Annotated in this window: 14 protein-coding genes; 6 read left to right on the top strand and 8 right to left on the bottom strand. The window is 60.8% G+C overall.

What is annotated here, in order from left to right; genetic code table 11:
- The first annotated feature begins 173 nt into the window (after positions 1-173).
- From AC1RM7_RS15385 to AC1RM7_RS15395, 3 genes are read left to right on the top strand one after another with little or no spacing between them, the layout of a single operon-like run.
- Positions 174-1,769 (top strand): sensor histidine kinase, encoded by a 1,596-nt coding sequence (locus tag AC1RM7_RS15385; RefSeq protein WP_024920977.1) that lies wholly within the window; start codon positions 174-176, stop codon positions 1,767-1,769.
- Between the two features lie 42 nt (positions 1,770-1,811).
- Complete coding sequence (locus tag AC1RM7_RS15390; protein WP_024920978.1) at positions 1,812-2,024, top strand: DUF1289 domain-containing protein; 213 nt, start codon at positions 1,812-1,814, stop codon at positions 2,022-2,024.
- 16 nt (positions 2,025-2,040) lie between these two features.
- Entirely contained in the window at positions 2,041-2,556 is a 516-nt protein-coding gene (locus AC1RM7_RS15395) for a TIGR02281 family clan AA aspartic protease (RefSeq protein ID WP_024920979.1), read from the top strand.
- Between the two features lie 7 nt (positions 2,557-2,563).
- On the opposite strand, the gene dusA is transcribed toward AC1RM7_RS15395, so the two are convergent.
- Positions 2,564-3,559 carry a tRNA dihydrouridine(20/20a) synthase DusA gene (gene dusA, locus AC1RM7_RS15400; RefSeq protein WP_444826210.1) on the bottom strand — a complete coding sequence of 332 codons (996 nt, stop codon included), beginning with the start codon at positions 3,557-3,559 and terminating at the stop codon, positions 2,564-2,566.
- 224 nt (positions 3,560-3,783) lie between these two features.
- Here dusA and AC1RM7_RS15405 point away from each other — a divergent pair, with 224 nt between their 5' ends.
- Together AC1RM7_RS15405 and AC1RM7_RS15410 are read left to right on the top strand one after the other, a co-directional pair.
- Positions 3,784-4,002: an acyl-CoA carboxylase biotin carboxyl carrier protein subunit gene (locus AC1RM7_RS15405; RefSeq protein WP_024920981.1), complete on the top strand. Its 219-nt coding sequence runs from the start codon at positions 3,784-3,786 to the stop codon at positions 4,000-4,002.
- A gap of 27 nt (positions 4,003-4,029) precedes the next feature.
- Positions 4,030-5,592 (top strand): acyl-CoA carboxylase subunit beta, encoded by a 1,563-nt coding sequence (locus tag AC1RM7_RS15410; RefSeq protein ID WP_024920982.1) that lies wholly within the window; start codon positions 4,030-4,032, stop codon positions 5,590-5,592.
- Positions 5,593-5,662: 70 nt separating this feature from the next.
- Here AC1RM7_RS15410 and fdhF read toward each other — a convergent pair whose 3' ends face one another.
- The 4 genes from fdhF to AC1RM7_RS15430 all read right to left on the bottom strand — a co-directional run bounded on the left by fdhF (position 5,663) and on the right by AC1RM7_RS15430 (position 10,972).
- Positions 5,663-8,428, bottom strand: coding sequence for a formate dehydrogenase subunit alpha (fdhF, locus tag AC1RM7_RS15415; RefSeq protein ID WP_024920983.1), 2,766 nt, complete (start codon positions 8,426-8,428; stop codon positions 5,663-5,665).
- Positions 8,425-10,134 (bottom strand): NADH-ubiquinone oxidoreductase-F iron-sulfur binding region domain-containing protein, encoded by a 1,710-nt coding sequence (locus AC1RM7_RS15420; protein WP_024920984.1) that lies wholly within the window; start codon positions 10,132-10,134, stop codon positions 8,425-8,427. Before AC1RM7_RS15420 ends, fdhF begins: the two co-directional genes overlap by 4 nt.
- 224 nt (positions 10,135-10,358) lie before the next feature.
- Entirely contained in the window at positions 10,359-10,736 is a 378-nt protein-coding gene (locus AC1RM7_RS15425; RefSeq protein WP_024920985.1) for a gamma-butyrobetaine hydroxylase family protein, read from the bottom strand.
- The gene (locus AC1RM7_RS15430; protein ID WP_024920986.1) at positions 10,733-10,972 is read right to left on the bottom strand and encodes a sulfurtransferase TusA family protein; all 240 of its coding nucleotides are present in this window, start codon (positions 10,970-10,972) and stop codon (positions 10,733-10,735) included. Before AC1RM7_RS15430 ends, AC1RM7_RS15425 begins: the two co-directional genes overlap by 4 nt.
- Positions 10,973-11,165: 193 nt before the next feature.
- On the opposite strand from AC1RM7_RS15430, the gene AC1RM7_RS15435 reads away from it, so the two are divergent.
- Positions 11,166-11,321: a hypothetical protein gene (locus AC1RM7_RS15435; RefSeq protein WP_006019903.1), complete on the top strand. Its 156-nt coding sequence runs from the start codon at positions 11,166-11,168 to the stop codon at positions 11,319-11,321.
- A gap of 4 nt (positions 11,322-11,325) precedes the next feature.
- Here the strand turns inward: AC1RM7_RS15435 and AC1RM7_RS15440 are convergent, their stop codons facing one another.
- From AC1RM7_RS15440 to AC1RM7_RS15450, 3 genes are all read right to left on the bottom strand, one after another.
- A complete protein-coding gene (locus AC1RM7_RS15440) occupies positions 11,326-12,582 on the bottom strand; it encodes a molybdopterin molybdotransferase MoeA (RefSeq protein WP_492839284.1) in 1,257 nt (418 codons plus the stop codon).
- A 6-nt stretch (positions 12,583-12,588) separates the two neighbouring features.
- Positions 12,589-13,116 (bottom strand): molybdopterin-guanine dinucleotide biosynthesis protein B, encoded by a 528-nt coding sequence (gene mobB / locus AC1RM7_RS15445; protein ID WP_024920988.1) that lies wholly within the window; start codon positions 13,114-13,116, stop codon positions 12,589-12,591.
- Between the two features lie 82 nt (positions 13,117-13,198).
- A complete protein-coding gene (locus tag AC1RM7_RS15450; protein ID WP_024920989.1) occupies positions 13,199-14,209 on the bottom strand; it encodes a formate dehydrogenase subunit gamma in 1,011 nt (336 codons plus the stop codon).
- Positions 14,210-14,284 lie beyond the last annotated feature (75 nt).

Below are 14,284 nucleotides of genomic sequence, written 5' to 3' on the forward strand. Positions count from 1 at the left end.
TGACGGGTGCGAACAGACCATCCCGCGACACCGAAATTCATACTTCCTTAACCCGATTAAATTGACCTTTAAGCCACCTCTTAATGATTTAGCGCCAGAAATAGCGGGGAGCAGTGCGCGCTCGTATGAGCCGGCGCAGCATTGGTAATTGTTCGGGAATTTGTCGCGTAAAAATGAGTGAGACCGCCGACAAAAAAGAGCTCTCCGCGACATCGGCGGAAACACCGGCGCGCAGCCGCCGGGCCGCTTCGCAGCGCGTGCGCGAAGCCCGTGACCGCCTGACGTCGACCAGCGGAACACGGCCGGCCTTCGACCATGAGTTGTTGCGGCAATACGCGCAGACGCGCATTTCAGCGTCGCTGGTCGTCATCCTCCTCGTGGTCTCGACGGGCATCCTCGCGAGCTTCTGGATTCCGGCCGTCGCCGCCGTGGTCTGGACCGCCGGAATCCTTGCGATCCACGGCATCGTCATTCGCTTCTGCTCCAAGTTTCTTGCCGTTACGTCCTCATCGCCTGCGATCACGCGCAAGTGGCGCATGCGATTTGTGGGACTGGATCTGCTTTACGGATTGGCCTGGACCCTCGTCCTGATCCATCCATCAGGCATCGATGTCGTCTCGAACACGTTGATGCTGTTCGTGATGCTGCTGGTCATTGCCGTTTCCAGCATGCTGGCGGCAAGCCTGCCCATTGCTGCCTTTGCGGCAACCGTTCCGGTTTCGGCGGCAATCGCGGTGAATTTCATCCTTCGCGGAACCTTCGATGATTACATCCTCGCAGCGCTCGCGGTGACTGCGGAAGGCTATTTCGCCCTGCTCGCTCATCGTCTGCATTCGACTACGCTTGCGACGCTGGAAGCCCGCGCCGAGAAAGATGCGCTGATCGGCGAACTCGAGCAGGCTAAGGCGATCTCCGATGAGGCCCGCTACCGGGCCGAATCCGCCAACGTTTCGAAGTCGCGCTTCCTCGCCCAGATGAGCCACGAGTTGCGCACGCCGCTCAACGCGATTCTCGGATTTTCCGAAGTCATGAAGAGCGAGATTTTCGGCGCACATGCCGTCGAGGTTTATAAGGATTACTCCGCCGACATTCACAACTCCGGCGTCCACCTCTTGAATCTCATCAACGAAATTCTCGATCTGTCGCGCATCGAGGCCGGGCGCTACGAACTCAACGAAGAGCCTGTCTCGCTGGTGCATGTTGTCGCGGATTGTCACCACCTGCTGAAACTGCGCGCATCGAGCCGCGGCATCACGATTCATGAAGTTTTCGAACAGGACATGCCGAAGCTGTGGGGTGACGAACGCGCCACGCGTCAGGTCGTGCTTAACCTGTTGTCTAACTCGATCAAGTTCACGCCGCAGGGCGGCGAAATCTGGCTCAAGGTCGGCTGGACAGCGTCGGGCGGACAATACCTCAGCGTCAAGGATACCGGCTCGGGCATTGCCGAAGACGAGATTCCGATCGTGCTGGCGTCCTTCGGCCAGGGTTCGAACTCGATCAAATCCGCCGAACAGGGCGCCGGCCTCGGCCTGCCGATCGCCAAGAGCCTGATCGACATGCACGGCGGGACGTTCACGCTCAAATCGACCCTGCGGGTAGGTACGGAAGTGATCGTCACCTATCCGCCTGAGCGCGTGATGACGGCGCTGGCACCGATGCGTGAGGAATCCCCCCCACTCCAGCCCGACAGGTCGCCAGAAGGACTCGCCGGGGAGCGGAGCCGTCCGCGTTACAAGCCGATCATGAATGCGGGAACCGGTTTGTAGAACATCTTGCGCGAGCGATGAAAATGTCCATCAGTACAGTTCATGAAACAAGAAACGCCTTGCATCGCCGTCTGCTTCATCGATCCGAAGAGCAAGCTATGCCTCGGCTGCGGGCGAACCCTGCCCGAGATCGCGCGCTGGCACAAAATGGACAACGGCGAGCGGCTCGGCATCATGGCAACGCTGCATCAGCGCATGCTCGATGCGGGTCTGGAGATTCGAGCGCCGCGACCCGAGCGTCAGGACAATCCCTGAGCGCGGCAGGTGCCGCATGATACGCGCCTTCACAATCCTCGCCGTGGTGGTCTCGTCTGTCGGCTTCCTGCTGTCGATGTCGCATCCTGTTGCGTTCGCCAGCATGAAGGGCGCCTTGATCCGCGCCACGGACCAGACCCTGAATGCAAGACCGGCACGCGCGGTTGAAATTGCGCGCAGCGACAGCGGTGAATTTTCGCTGCGCGCGAAGATCAATGGATTCAGCACGCCGATGGTGATCGACACCGGCGCCACATCCGTTGTCCTGACCTATGAAACTGCGAAGGCCGCCGGCCTGCCACTGGAACTGCTGGACTACAGTGTGGATGTCGAAACCGCCGGCGGGCGCGTGCGTGCTGCGCGCCTGACCCTTGATCGTCTGTCGGTCGGCAAGCTGGTGGAACGCTCGGTGCCGGCGCTGGTGGTGCCGCGCGGCCAGATGAAGTCCAACCTGCTCGGCATGAGCTTCCTCAACCGGCTGGAAAGCTGGGAAGTTCGCCCCGACAAGCTGATGCTGCGCGGATATCCGTAAATCTGTCTTACGCTGCGATCGGCGCTGCGGAACGCGGTTCGACAATCTTGAGCGCCTCGCGCAGCGACACCGTACCCGCGCCCGGCTTCGTGCAGACTTCCGCAAGATAACGGCGAAACGCCCGTGCACCCGGTACGCCATGAAACGCGCCGACCAGATGCCGCGTGATCGAATGCAGCCGTGTCCCGGCAGCAAGCTCGCGCTCTACGTACGGCATCAGCGCTTCGATGGCGTCATGCATGGTCGCGTGCTGCGCGGCTTCGCTGAATAGCTCCGGATCGACACTCAGCAACCGCCATGGCTCCTGATAAGCCGCACGTCCAAGCATCGCACCATCGACATGATCGAGATGCTGCTTGGCGGCTGCGATCGAGGTGATGCCGCCATTGATGACGACCGGCACGTCGGGCAACGCCGCCTTCAGGCGATAGACCCGGTCGTAGTCGAGCGGCGGGATGTCGCGGTTCTCTTTCGGCGACAATCCGTTCAGCCATGCCTTTCGTGCGTGAACGACCAGCGCATCCGAGCCTGCCGCGATCACGGCCCGGCTCAGCGTGTCCAATGCAACTTCCGGATCCTGATCATCGATACCGATGCGGCACTTCACAGTGACCGGAATTCTCACAGCCTGCTTCATGGCGGCGACGCATTCCGCAACGAGTTGCGGCTCCGCCATCAGGCACGCGCCGAAATTTCCGCCCTTCACGCGATCAGAAGGACAACCGACATTCATGTTGATCTCGTCGTAGCCGAAATCTTCGCCGATCCGCGCAGCTTCCGCGAGATCACGCGGATTGGATCCACCGAGCTGAAGCGCGACAGGATGCTCGCTGGCGTCGAAGCTCAGCAGGCGCCGGCGATCGCCATGAATAATGGCACCCGTGGTCAGCATCTCTGTGTAGAGCCGGGCACGCCGCGTCAGCAGACGGTGGAACACGCGGCAATGCCGGTCCGTCCAGTCCATCATCGGCGCCACGGAAAATCGGATACTGCTGTCAATCACGCGTCGGCCTCGGTCACCGGCTATCCATGCCGATTTGATCGGTCATTTCATAGCACCGGCTGCAAGCTATACCAGCCACAAACGCTTAAATATCCGATGCGCTTCACCGCGCAGGGCTGCTTCGCAGGGAGACCGCTTGACAGGTTCCTTTATGGAACTAACCTGAAACCCATTGCCCACAGGGTTTTCGGGGCCGCAACAAAACACGCGACGGATGTCAGTACATGGCCGACAAGACAATAACCGCGGAACTGGCGGGCCGGGTCATCTCCTTTCCCGAGATCGGCACCGAGGTGAGCGCGGGTGACGATCTTATCCTGATCGAATCCATGAAGATGGAAATTCCGGTTGCCTCGCCTGCAAAGGGCAAGGTCAAAACCATTCTCGTCCAGATCGACGACATGGTCGATGAAGGCCAATCGCTCATGGTTCTTGAGATCTGAGCCACAACCGCGTCCGGGAGAAACACAATGCGTTCGACAGCGTGGCAGGACAAAACCGATGAAATCGACGAGCGGCGCAAGCTGGCGCTTCAGCAAGGCGGCGAGATCGCAGTCCGGAAGCAGCACGACAAAGGCCGCCTCACCATCCGCGAGCGGATCGAGCGTGTCCTCGACACGGACAGCCTGAAAGAGGTCGGTCCGATAGCAGGATCGGGCGAACGCGCGGAAGACGGCACGCTGTCGTTCACGCCAGCCAATTTCGTGCTTGGCATCGGCAAGATTGCCGGACGTCACTGCGTGGTGGCTGGCGAGGATTTCACCATGGGCGCGGGATCGCCCAACGCCGCCGGCCTGCGCAAGAGCATCTACACCGAAGACCTTGCGCTGCAGTACCGGATTCCGCTGGTGCGTTTTCATGAAGGCTCGGGTGCGAGCATCACCGGCAGCGGGGGCAAGAAAGTTCAAACCCTCCCCGGCGCTGTCTACGAACGCAGCCGTTTCGAATCCATCGCGCGATGCCTGGGAACAGTGCCGGTCGCCAGCGCTGCTGTTGGGGCAGTCGCCGGATTTCCAGCCGGACGCCTTGCGGCGTCGCATTACACCGTGATGACGAAAACGACCTCGCAAATTCTGACCGGCGGCCCGGCGCTGGTTGAGCGCGCCCTCGGCGTCAAGCTGACCAAGGAAGAACTCGGCGGTGCGCAGGTCCACGAAAAGAGCGGTCTCGTCGATGACGTGGTGGAAGACGAAAACGCAGCCTTCGATGCCATCAAAAAGTTTCTGTCCTATATGCCGCAGAACGTATGGGAGTTAACGCCACGCGGAACCCATGATGATCCGGTCACGCGCGAAGCTCCTGAACTGGCCGATATCATCCCGGCCAACCGCAAGCGCATCTACAACATGCGGCATGTGGTGGAAGCGATCGTCGATCGCGGCTCTTTCTTTGAAATGGGAAAGAAATACGGACCGGGGCAGATTACGGGGTTCGCGCGCCTGTCAGGCTATGCGGTGGGCATCTTTGCGAGCGATCCAAAACACAACGCCGGATCGCTCACCGCGGCAGGCGCGCAGAAACTGAGACGCTTTGTCGATCTGTGCCAGACCTTCCACCTTCCGATCGTCACCTTTGTCGATGAGCCTGGCTTCATGATCGGCCCCGATGCAGAGCGCGACGCCACCATCCGGCACGGCGCTTCGGCGCTGATCTCGGTCGCACTCTCCACCGTTCCCTGGATGGCGGTGCTGGTGCGCAAAAGCATGGGCCTTGCCAACTACGCTCATATGCCGTCGGGCTGTCATGTGCTGGCGTGGCCTTCGGCCGAAAGCGGCGCGTTGCCCGTGGAAGGCGGTGTCGCTCTGGCGTTCCGGCACGAAATTGCGGCGGCGGCCGATCCCGCGGCGAAACGGCTCGAACTCGAAGACCAGTTCGCCGCGTTGCAATCACCCTTCCGCAAAGCCGAAGCTTTCTCGGTTCACGACCTTATCCATCCGCGCGAAACCCGCTCTCGGCTGTGCGACTGGATCGAACTGGTACAGCCCGGCCTGGCACATCAGCTCGGGCCTCCGCAGTTCTCATTCAGACCGTAGCCAATGCCGGCGCCAGGGATGGCGCCCGCTCGGGGAAGACCTGTCGCTCCCCGTGCGTGCCGTCGGAGTTTCACTCGGCGGCGGTGCGCACCTCTGCACGTTCCGCTCGCGCGGCGCAGAACTTAAACTCCGGAATTTTACCGAACGGATCAAGCGCAGGGTTGGTCAGAAGATTCGCCGCTGCCTCGGCGTAGCAGAACGGCATGAACACCATGTTCTCCGGCACATCCCGGTCCGAGCGAACCTTGACTTCAATGGCGCCGCGGCGCGTTTCCAGCTTGATGAAATCTCCCGGCCACACGTTCAGCCGCCGCATGTCCTTTGGCGACATGAAGGCGACGGCTTCCGGTTCGATGCTGTCGAGCACGCCGGACCGGCGTGTCATCGACCCGGTGTGCCAGTGTTCGAGCACGCGGCCCGTGGAGAGCACCATCGGGTACTCGTCGTCCGGTATTTCGTCCGGTGCGGTTACGCGCGCCGGCACGATCTTGCCGCGGCCACTCTCGGTCGGGAAACCGGTGGTGAAGATGATCTCGTTGCCCGGCTTGAAAGGATCGTCGACCGGATAGGTCACGGCGCCTTCGCGCTCCAGGCGCTCCCAGGTGATGTTCTTCAGCGACGGCATCAACTGCGTCATCTCGTGGAATACATCGGCAGGACCGCTGTAATTCCAGTCCAGCCCCATCCGCTTTGCGATCTCCTGAATGATCCACAAATCCTGACGCGCATCGCCGGGCGGCTTGACCACCTGCCGCGCGATCTGCACGCGGCGGTCCGTATTGGTGAACGAGCCGACCTTCTCGGCAAACGCCGAGGCCGGCAAGATAACGTCGGCATGAAACGCGGTCTCTGTCACGAACAGGTCTTGCACGACCAGGTGGTCGAGCATGGCCAGCGCCTGACGCGCGTGCTGCAAATCCGGATCCGACATCGCGGGATTTTCACCCTCGATATACATGCCGGTAATGTCACCGGCATGGATCGCATCCATGATTTCAACCACGGTCAACCCGCGCACCGGATCGATCTCGTGCCGCCACAGATGTTCGAACGGATCACGCAGATCGGTACGCCCGACCGGCTGATAGTCCGGCAGGAACATTGGAATCAAACCCGCGTCCGAGGCACCCTGCACATTGTTCTGTCCGCGCAGTGGGTGAAGGCCCGTACCGGGACGGCCGACCTGCCCCGTGATCAATGCCAGAGCAATCAGGCAACGCGCATTATCGGTACCATGGACATGCTGGCTGATGCCCATGCCCCAGAAAATGAGCGACGACTTCGCCGTCGCGTACATGCGGGCGACTTCGCGCAGCGTTTCAGCGGGAACGCCGCAGATCGGCTCCATCTTCTCCGGCGGGAATTCCTTGATCTTCTCCTTGAGGTCGTCGAATCCCTCGGTGTAGCCGGCGATGTACTGGTCGTCGGTCAGACCTTCGGTGATGATCGTGTGCAGCATCGCATTGAGCATCGCGACATCGCTGCCCGGCTTGAATTGCAGATGCATTGTGGCGTGGCGTGACAGCGTTTGCCGGCGCGGATCCATCACGATCAGCTTGGCGCCCTTCTTCGCTGCGTTCTTGATGAAGGTCGCAGCAACGGGATGATTGACCGTCGGATTAGCGCCGATCACGATGATGACTTCGGCATCCGCCGCTGCCGCGAACGGCGCCGACACCGCGCCCGAGTTCAAGCCTTCCATCAGCGCTGCGACTGACGAGGCATGGCACAGCCGCGTGCAATGATCGACGTTGTTCGAACCGAATCCGGTGCGCACCAGCTTCTGGAACAGATAGGCTTCCTCGTTGGAGCCTTTGGCTGACCCGAAGCCGGCAAGCGCCTTGACGCCCTTCTCGTCGCGGATCTTCACCAGACCCTGTGCAGCGATATCGAGCGCCTCTTCCCAACTCGCTTCGCGAAAATGCGTAAACGGATTGGCGGGATCGACCTGATCGGTCGAACTCTTCTTGGCATTCGGCAGCCGCACCAGCGGCTTGGTGATGCGGTGCGGATGATGAATGTAGTCGAAGCCGAAGCGGCCCTTGACGCAAAGCCGGTTGTGGTTGGCTGGACCATCGCGGCCCTCGGCATAGACAATCTTCTCGTCCTTCACCTCATAGGTGACCTGACAGCCAACGCCGCAGAACGGACAGAGGGAATCGACTTTCTTGTCCGGATAAACCGTCCGTGTCTGGTTGGCGTCGAGATACGCCGAGGGCATCAGCGCGCCTGTGGGACAGGCCTGAACGCATTCGCCACAAGCGACGCAGGTGGATTCGCCCATCGGATCGTCAAAGTCGAACACGATCTTGGCGTCATGGTTGCGGTAGGCCATGCCGATCACGTCGTTGACCTGAACCTCGCGGCAGGCGCGCACGCAAAGTCCACACTGAATGCACGCATCGAGATTGACGCTCATCGCCGGATGGCTTGTATCGCTCGACCAACGATCGTTTGCCGGAAAGCGGCTTTCAGTGACGTTGACCTTGTCGGCCCAGTTCCAGAACTTGGAGTCGGGATCGTGCGATGTCTCGCGCGCCGGCTGGTCGGCGACCAGAAGCTCCATCACCATCTTGCGGGCGGAGACGGCGCGCGCGCTCGCGGACTTTACCTTCATGCCGACGTTGGGCATGCGCTTGCAGGAGGCAGCCAGCACGCGCTCGCCCTCGATCTCCACCATGCAGGCGCGACAGTTGCCGTCGGCGCGGTAATCCGGCTCCGGCGAATAGCAAAGATGCGGAATCTCGGTACCTTCGCGCTTGGCCACCTGCCAGATAGACTCGCCCGGCTGGGCCTCGACCATTTTCCCGTCGAGCTCGAATTGAATCTTGGTCATTCTGCGGCTTCCTTGGGCGCGAATTCCTCGGGAAAATATTTGATGACGGTGGTCAGCGGATTCGAAGCCGCCTGCCCCAGGCCGCAAATCGATGCATCGCGCATCGCCTGACTCAATTCATCGAGCAGGTCACGGTTCCACACCTTCTGTTCCATCAGCGTCGCGGCCTTTTGCGTGCCGACGCGGCATGGCGTGCACTGGCCGCAACTCTCGTCCTCGAAGAACCGCATCAGGTTCAGCGCAGCGTCCTTGACCTGATCCTTGTCCGACAGGATGACCACAGCCGCCGAGCCGATGAAGCAGCCGTACTTTTCCAGCGTTCCGAAATCGAGCGGGATGTTATCCATCGACGCCGGCAGAATGCCGCCCGACGCTCCCCCCGGCAGATAGGCGTGGAAGTTATGGCCATCGGCCATACCGCCACAGAATTCATCGATCAGTTCACGCACCGTCACGCCCGCAGGCGCAAGCTTCATGCCGGGATTTTTCACCCGGCCCGAGACGGAATAGCTGCGCAGGCCCTGACGTTCGTTACGGCCCTGCGACTTCCACCAGTCCGCGCCCTTCTCAACGATGTCACGCACCCACCACAGCGTCTCGATGTTGTTGATCAGGGTCGGCAAACCGAACAGACCAACCTGGAACGGATACGGCGGCTTGTGGCGTGGCAATCCGCGCTTGCCTTCGATGCTCTCGAGCAGCGCGGATTCTTCGCCGCAGATGTACGCGCCGGCTCCCCGGCGCAGATGCAGCTTGGGACCACCCGGCGGCAGTTTTTCAATTTCGCGCTCGATGATTTCGCGTGAGGCCGGATACTCGTCGCGCAGGTAAATGTAGACATCAGGTGCCTCGACGACATACGCACCGATCAGCATGCCTTCAATAAAGCGATGCGGATCGGTTTCGAGGTAGTAGCGATCCTTGAACGTCCCCGGCTCGCCTTCGTCGCCGTTGATCGCCATCAGCCGCGGACCCGGTTCTCCAAGCACCGCGCGCCATTTGCGCCCGGTCGGAAAGCCCGCTCCGCCAAGCCCGCGCAGCGAGGCGTCATCGAGCGCTTTCAGCAAATCTTCTTTCGTCATCGCGCCGGAGCGCAGCTTGTTCACAAGTGAATAGCCGCCCTTGGCGACATAGGCGTCGTAATCGACGTACTTCGGCAGATGCGCATGGGTGTCGCCGGCTTTCGCCGCAGCCAGCACACTCTCGACGCTCGCGTGGTCGACAAAGTGATGTCCCACTTCGGCGGCCGGCGCAGTGTCGCAGCGACCGACGCACGGCGCACGCACGACGCGCACGCCGGGACCCGCACCCTTCTTCAATTCGCCCAGCAGCGTCTCCGCGCCCATCATCGCGCAAGTAAGAGAATCGCAGACCCGGATCGTCAGCGGCGGAAGATCGGGCTGGCCTTCTTTGACGACGTCGAAGTGGGCGTAGAAGGTCACGGTCTCGAACACCTCCGAGAAAGCCAGCTTCATCTCATCCGCGAGAGCGGCAAGATGCGCTGCGGAAATCTGATGGTACTTGTCCTGAATGAGATGGAGGTGCTCGATCAGGAGATCGCGCCGCCTCGGCCGGTCCCCCAGCAAAAGCTCGATTTCGTGCGCCGCGGTCGGGTCGATCTGGCGGCCCTTCGGGGTCGCCTTGGCCCGCCGCCTGCCCTCGCCAGGATGATCGAATGGCTGAACTTTCAGGACGTTATGGCTCATTCGAATATCTCATTTCCGGTGTTTCGAGCCCGAACGATAGCTTCTGGCATTCAGTATGCCAATAATTATTCTATTCAAGGACCAGATAGTTGCATTCAGGAATCGTAACGCGCGTTATAGCCGCCGATCATCGGCATCCCTGGCAATATGAAATCGAGTTCAGGTAGCGGTGGTCGGGAGCCGAGCGAAACCGGTGCTGCCAACAGGCTCATCCGGCCCGTGTCTCAGCGGATACCGGGCTTATCCCGATCCAGACCTTTGGCGGCCAGATCGTCGAGATAACTCTGGAGGCGCAGATCGGCGTTGGCCCCAAGATCACGCAGAAAGGCCCAGGAGTAGATCCCGGTGCCGTGCATGTCGTCGAAACCGATTCGCACTGCATAGTTTCCGACGGGATCGACGGAGAGAATGGCAACGTTGCGCTTGCCGCCGACCGTTTTCCGCTCCGCCTCCGAGTGCCCCTGCACCTCCGCGGACGGGCTGGTCACACGAAGCAATTCGGCAGACAGGCTGAAGGTTTTTCCGTCGTCGAACGCAATGCTCAGCGAGCGCTTGTCCTTGGCAAGCCGGATTTCCACCGGCCACGGGGTGAGTTCGCTCAAGCGACCGCCCCATCCGTCTTTTCAATCATGAACACAATGCGCTTTTCGGCGCGTTCGATGATCTCCACGCGATCACCGGTTTCCCGGATCAGGTTAGGAATGTCGATGACAGAGAGCGGATCAGTACAATGCACCTCCAACCGGTCGCCTGCGGTTAGGCCCCTTAGCGCCTTCCGCGTCTTTAGCACCGGCAGCGGGCATTTGAGCCCTGTCAGATCGAGCTTGGTCATGGTCATGCTTCTCAATGGCGGACACTCAATCCAGCGTCAACGATCACGAACGCCATTTCTTGCAGCGCATCATTTTGTGCGGGTTTATTGCAGTTTTGCTTGATCCTGAGTGCGACGAAAGCGCGACAACAGGCAGCTTGCTTTGCCCGGTTCCCGGGCACAAAATGCAGCCAGAACAATTGATTTGCTGGGGAACGTCATGAAAATCTTTATCGTCGCATTGGTTTTCGCAGGGATCTCCGCCGCTGCGGTGTCGATGCTCCTCAACAAGTTTCAGGAGCCCGGCTACGTCGCGTTCACGACGAGCGGAGCGCGCGTCGGCGATCCCGGCCATAATCTGATCGGGCCGAGCTGAGCGCCTAAATCAGACTCCCGTAATCCAGAAAACCCACGGTCTGGCCGGGCTTTATTGACGTGACCTCTTCGCCGAGTTGAACGAGCCCATCGGTATCGACCAGCGACGAAAGTAGCCCCGCTCCTTCACGCGGAAATTTCACCGCCTCTAGGACGCCATCGTCCGCCATGCGCAGGCTGACCCGGACATATTCCCGGCGTCCGGTTTTCTTGGCGTAGGTAAAGGCAGAGCGCACGGGCATCGGCACCGGACTTTTCTGTGCTGTTCCGGCAAGCGCCAGAACTGTCGGACGAACGACGTAAGTAAACGTCACAAAGCTCGCCACAGGATTCCCCGGCAATCCGATAAACGGCGTGCCGCCGATGACCCCCATCGCAACCGGGCGCCCCGGCTTGATCGCCATCCGCCACAGCACCAGCGTACCGACGCTCTCGACGGCGGCCTTGACGTGATCCTCCTCCCCCGTGGACACGCCGCCCGAGGTAAGGATCAGGTCGTGACGGATTGAAGCGTCTTTCAGCGCCGCGGCAAGAGACGCGCGGTCGTCACGCAGAATGCCAAGATCGCTGACTTCGCAGCCGAGCCGCTTCAACAGGGCAGTCAGCATGAAGCGGTTGGAATCGAACAACTGCGCGGCGGCGCGCGGAGCACCGGGCGAAACCACTTCGTTGCCGGTCGAAAACACAGCGACCCGCAGCCGCCGCCTCACCTCGACGCGCGTCAATCCAAACGCTGCGATGAGCGCGATGTCCTGGGGACGCAGCCGCCGGCCCGCAGGCAACGCGGCATGACCTTCGGCGATGTCCTCGCCCACAGGCCGCACGTTCGCTCCAGCCTTGAGGCCCGGCGGCAGCACAACCTTGCCCGCCTGGTCGAGACGCACATCTTCCTGCATGAACACAGTGTCCGCGCCCACAGGCATCGGTGCGCCTGTGAAAATGCGGATTGCCTGTCCCGCTGCTATTGCGCCAGAGGTTGACGATCCAGCCTGGATGCGGCCGGACACCGGAAACGATTGCTCCTTGTCGCGCGGCAAATCGGCGCTGCGCACGGCATAGCCATCGACGGCGGAATTGGTGAATGGCGGCAGCGCCAGCGGCGCTTTAATGTCGGCGCTGAGAATTCGGCCGTCGGCCTCACTCAGATCGACCCATTCGGTGTCTGTCACGGCCTCGACGCGACTCGCGATCGTCGAGATAGCCTCATCAACCGACATCATCGGGCCGCCGAACGCGAAGCAGTCGTCCGAGAGTTGTGCCATCGGCGATCAGGCTCCCGCAGCCTCATGGGCGAGCACATCCTCGATTCGCACCGCGGCCGCCCGCATGATGCGCGAGACAGCCGGAATGTCATCGAGATGCGCGGACGGCAGAGCCGTATTTACCGCGATATCGGCTGCGATGCCGACGATAGTCGGGTCTTTGGGAAACATCAGCGGTTTGCCATTCGCGGCGCGGTGCACTTCGATCTTGGGATGCCGGTCAGCCTTGAAGCCTTCGACGATCAGCAAATCAACGCGTGACATCTTGGAGAGCAACTCAGCCAGTGGCTGCTCGGGCGCGCCCCGCAGCTCATGCATCAATGCCCAGCGGCGGCCCGAGGAAATCAGCACTTCGGTTGCACCTGCGTGCCGATGCTGCCACGAATCCTTGCCGGGAATGTCGACGTCGAAGTTGCTATGGGCGTGCTTCATTGTCGAGACACGCAGGCCCTCAGCAATAAGGTGCGGAATCAAGCGGGTCAGCAGGGTCGTCTTGCCCGCGCCGCTCCATCCCGAAAGACCAATCACCTTCATACACTGCTCCGAAACTCAAAAGGACTGCCCGGCCACGCCGGACAGTCCTTTATATAGGTATGAGCCTTATCGATAGATGGAATTATTCGGCCGGCATGGCCCGCGGGCTGCCGGTGTCAGGGGCGCGGCCCTTGGCCTGCTCTTCCTCAACCCAGAGCGAGTGATGCTCCTTGGCCCAGTTGAGGTCCACCTCGCCGGTGCCCATAGCGTCGAACGCGCCTTCCATACCGACCGTGCCGATGTAAATGTGCGCCATAATGCCCGCGATAAACAACACGGCGATGATCGCATGAATCACCGTCCAGAACTGCAATGCAGTCACATTAGCGGGGATGTACGGAAACAGCATAAACCAGCCCGATACCGACATCAGCAAGCCGCCGATAATGACCATCCAGAAGATGCCCTTCTGGCCGGCATTGAAGCGCTTTGCCGGCGGGTGCTCGCCGTTCTTGAGCATGCCCCCGCCCTTCCTGATCCACACGAGATCGAGCTTCCCCGGGATGTTATCCTTGACCCAGATCAGGAACATGATCACGAGGCCAAGCATGAACGGGAATGCGAGATAGTTATGCGCGATCTTGCCCCACGCGGTCAGCGTGGAGAATGCTTCCGCGCCGAATATCGGAAGGATCAGTATGCGGCCGAAGCTGATATTCAGGCCCGACAGCGCCAGAATGATGAAGCAGCTCGCCGTCAGCCAATGGGTGAACCGCTCGAAGCTAGCAAAGCGAAGAATTTTGATGCCGGACAAACCATGTTCCACCCGGATGCGGCCGCGCACCATGAGAAAGATCGTGAGCAGCGCGAGCATGCCGAGGATGGCAACGCCGCCAATAACAGGAAGCGTGTGGCGCTGGAAATCCCGCCAATCCTTTCCGGCGGGCTGAATCAGACTCCTTGCCATCGGATCAGGAATGGTGATCCGCCCGGTAATTTTGTCGCCTTCCTTCAGCGCCTTGAGAAGCTGGTCTTCATGCACAGCGTCGGCGGTGGGCTTGAACGATAGCTGCGCGGCGGCTGGCTGAGCCAGCACAAACAGCACCGCGACGGCGGCACATACGGCCTTAAGGGTTGAGAGCGAGATCGACATCGGCACGACCTTCCAGTTTTCAATCAAGAACAACTTCGGACACCTTGTCCGAAGGCCGGTAAGGCCTTCGGCGCT

Source organism: Afipia sp. GW822-FHT03D08, from assembly GCF_058801645.1.

Bases quoted from the DNA above. Each gene is read 5' to 3' on its own strand.
- AC1RM7_RS15385 (WP_024920977.1), top strand. From the start codon at position 174: ATGAGTGAGACCGCCGACAAAAAAGAGCTCTCCGCGACATCGGCGGAA.
- AC1RM7_RS15390 (WP_024920978.1), top strand. From the start codon at position 1,812: ATGAAACAAGAAACGCCTTGCATCGCCGTCTGCTTCATCGATCCGAAG.
- AC1RM7_RS15395 (WP_024920979.1), top strand. From the start codon at position 2,041: ATGATACGCGCCTTCACAATCCTCGCCGTGGTGGTCTCGTCTGTCGGC.
- AC1RM7_RS15405 (WP_024920981.1), top strand. From the start codon at position 3,784: ATGGCCGACAAGACAATAACCGCGGAACTGGCGGGCCGGGTCATCTCC.
- AC1RM7_RS15410 (WP_024920982.1), top strand. From the start codon at position 4,030: ATGCGTTCGACAGCGTGGCAGGACAAAACCGATGAAATCGACGAGCGG.
- fdhF (WP_024920983.1), bottom strand. From the start codon at position 8,428: ATGACCAAGATTCAATTCGAGCTCGACGGGAAAATGGTCGAGGCCCAG.
- AC1RM7_RS15420 (WP_024920984.1), bottom strand. From the start codon at position 10,134: ATGAGCCATAACGTCCTGAAAGTTCAGCCATTCGATCATCCTGGCGAG.
- AC1RM7_RS15430 (WP_024920986.1), bottom strand. From the start codon at position 10,972: ATGACCATGACCAAGCTCGATCTGACAGGGCTCAAATGCCCGCTGCCG.
- AC1RM7_RS15435 (WP_006019903.1), top strand. From the start codon at position 11,166: ATGAAAATCTTTATCGTCGCATTGGTTTTCGCAGGGATCTCCGCCGCT.
- AC1RM7_RS15440 (WP_492839284.1), bottom strand. From the start codon at position 12,582: ATGGCACAACTCTCGGACGACTGCTTCGCGTTCGGCGGCCCGATGATG.
- mobB (WP_024920988.1), bottom strand. From the start codon at position 13,116: ATGAAGGTGATTGGTCTTTCGGGATGGAGCGGCGCGGGCAAGACGACC.
- AC1RM7_RS15450 (WP_024920989.1), bottom strand. From the start codon at position 14,209: ATGTCGATCTCGCTCTCAACCCTTAAGGCCGTATGTGCCGCCGTCGCG.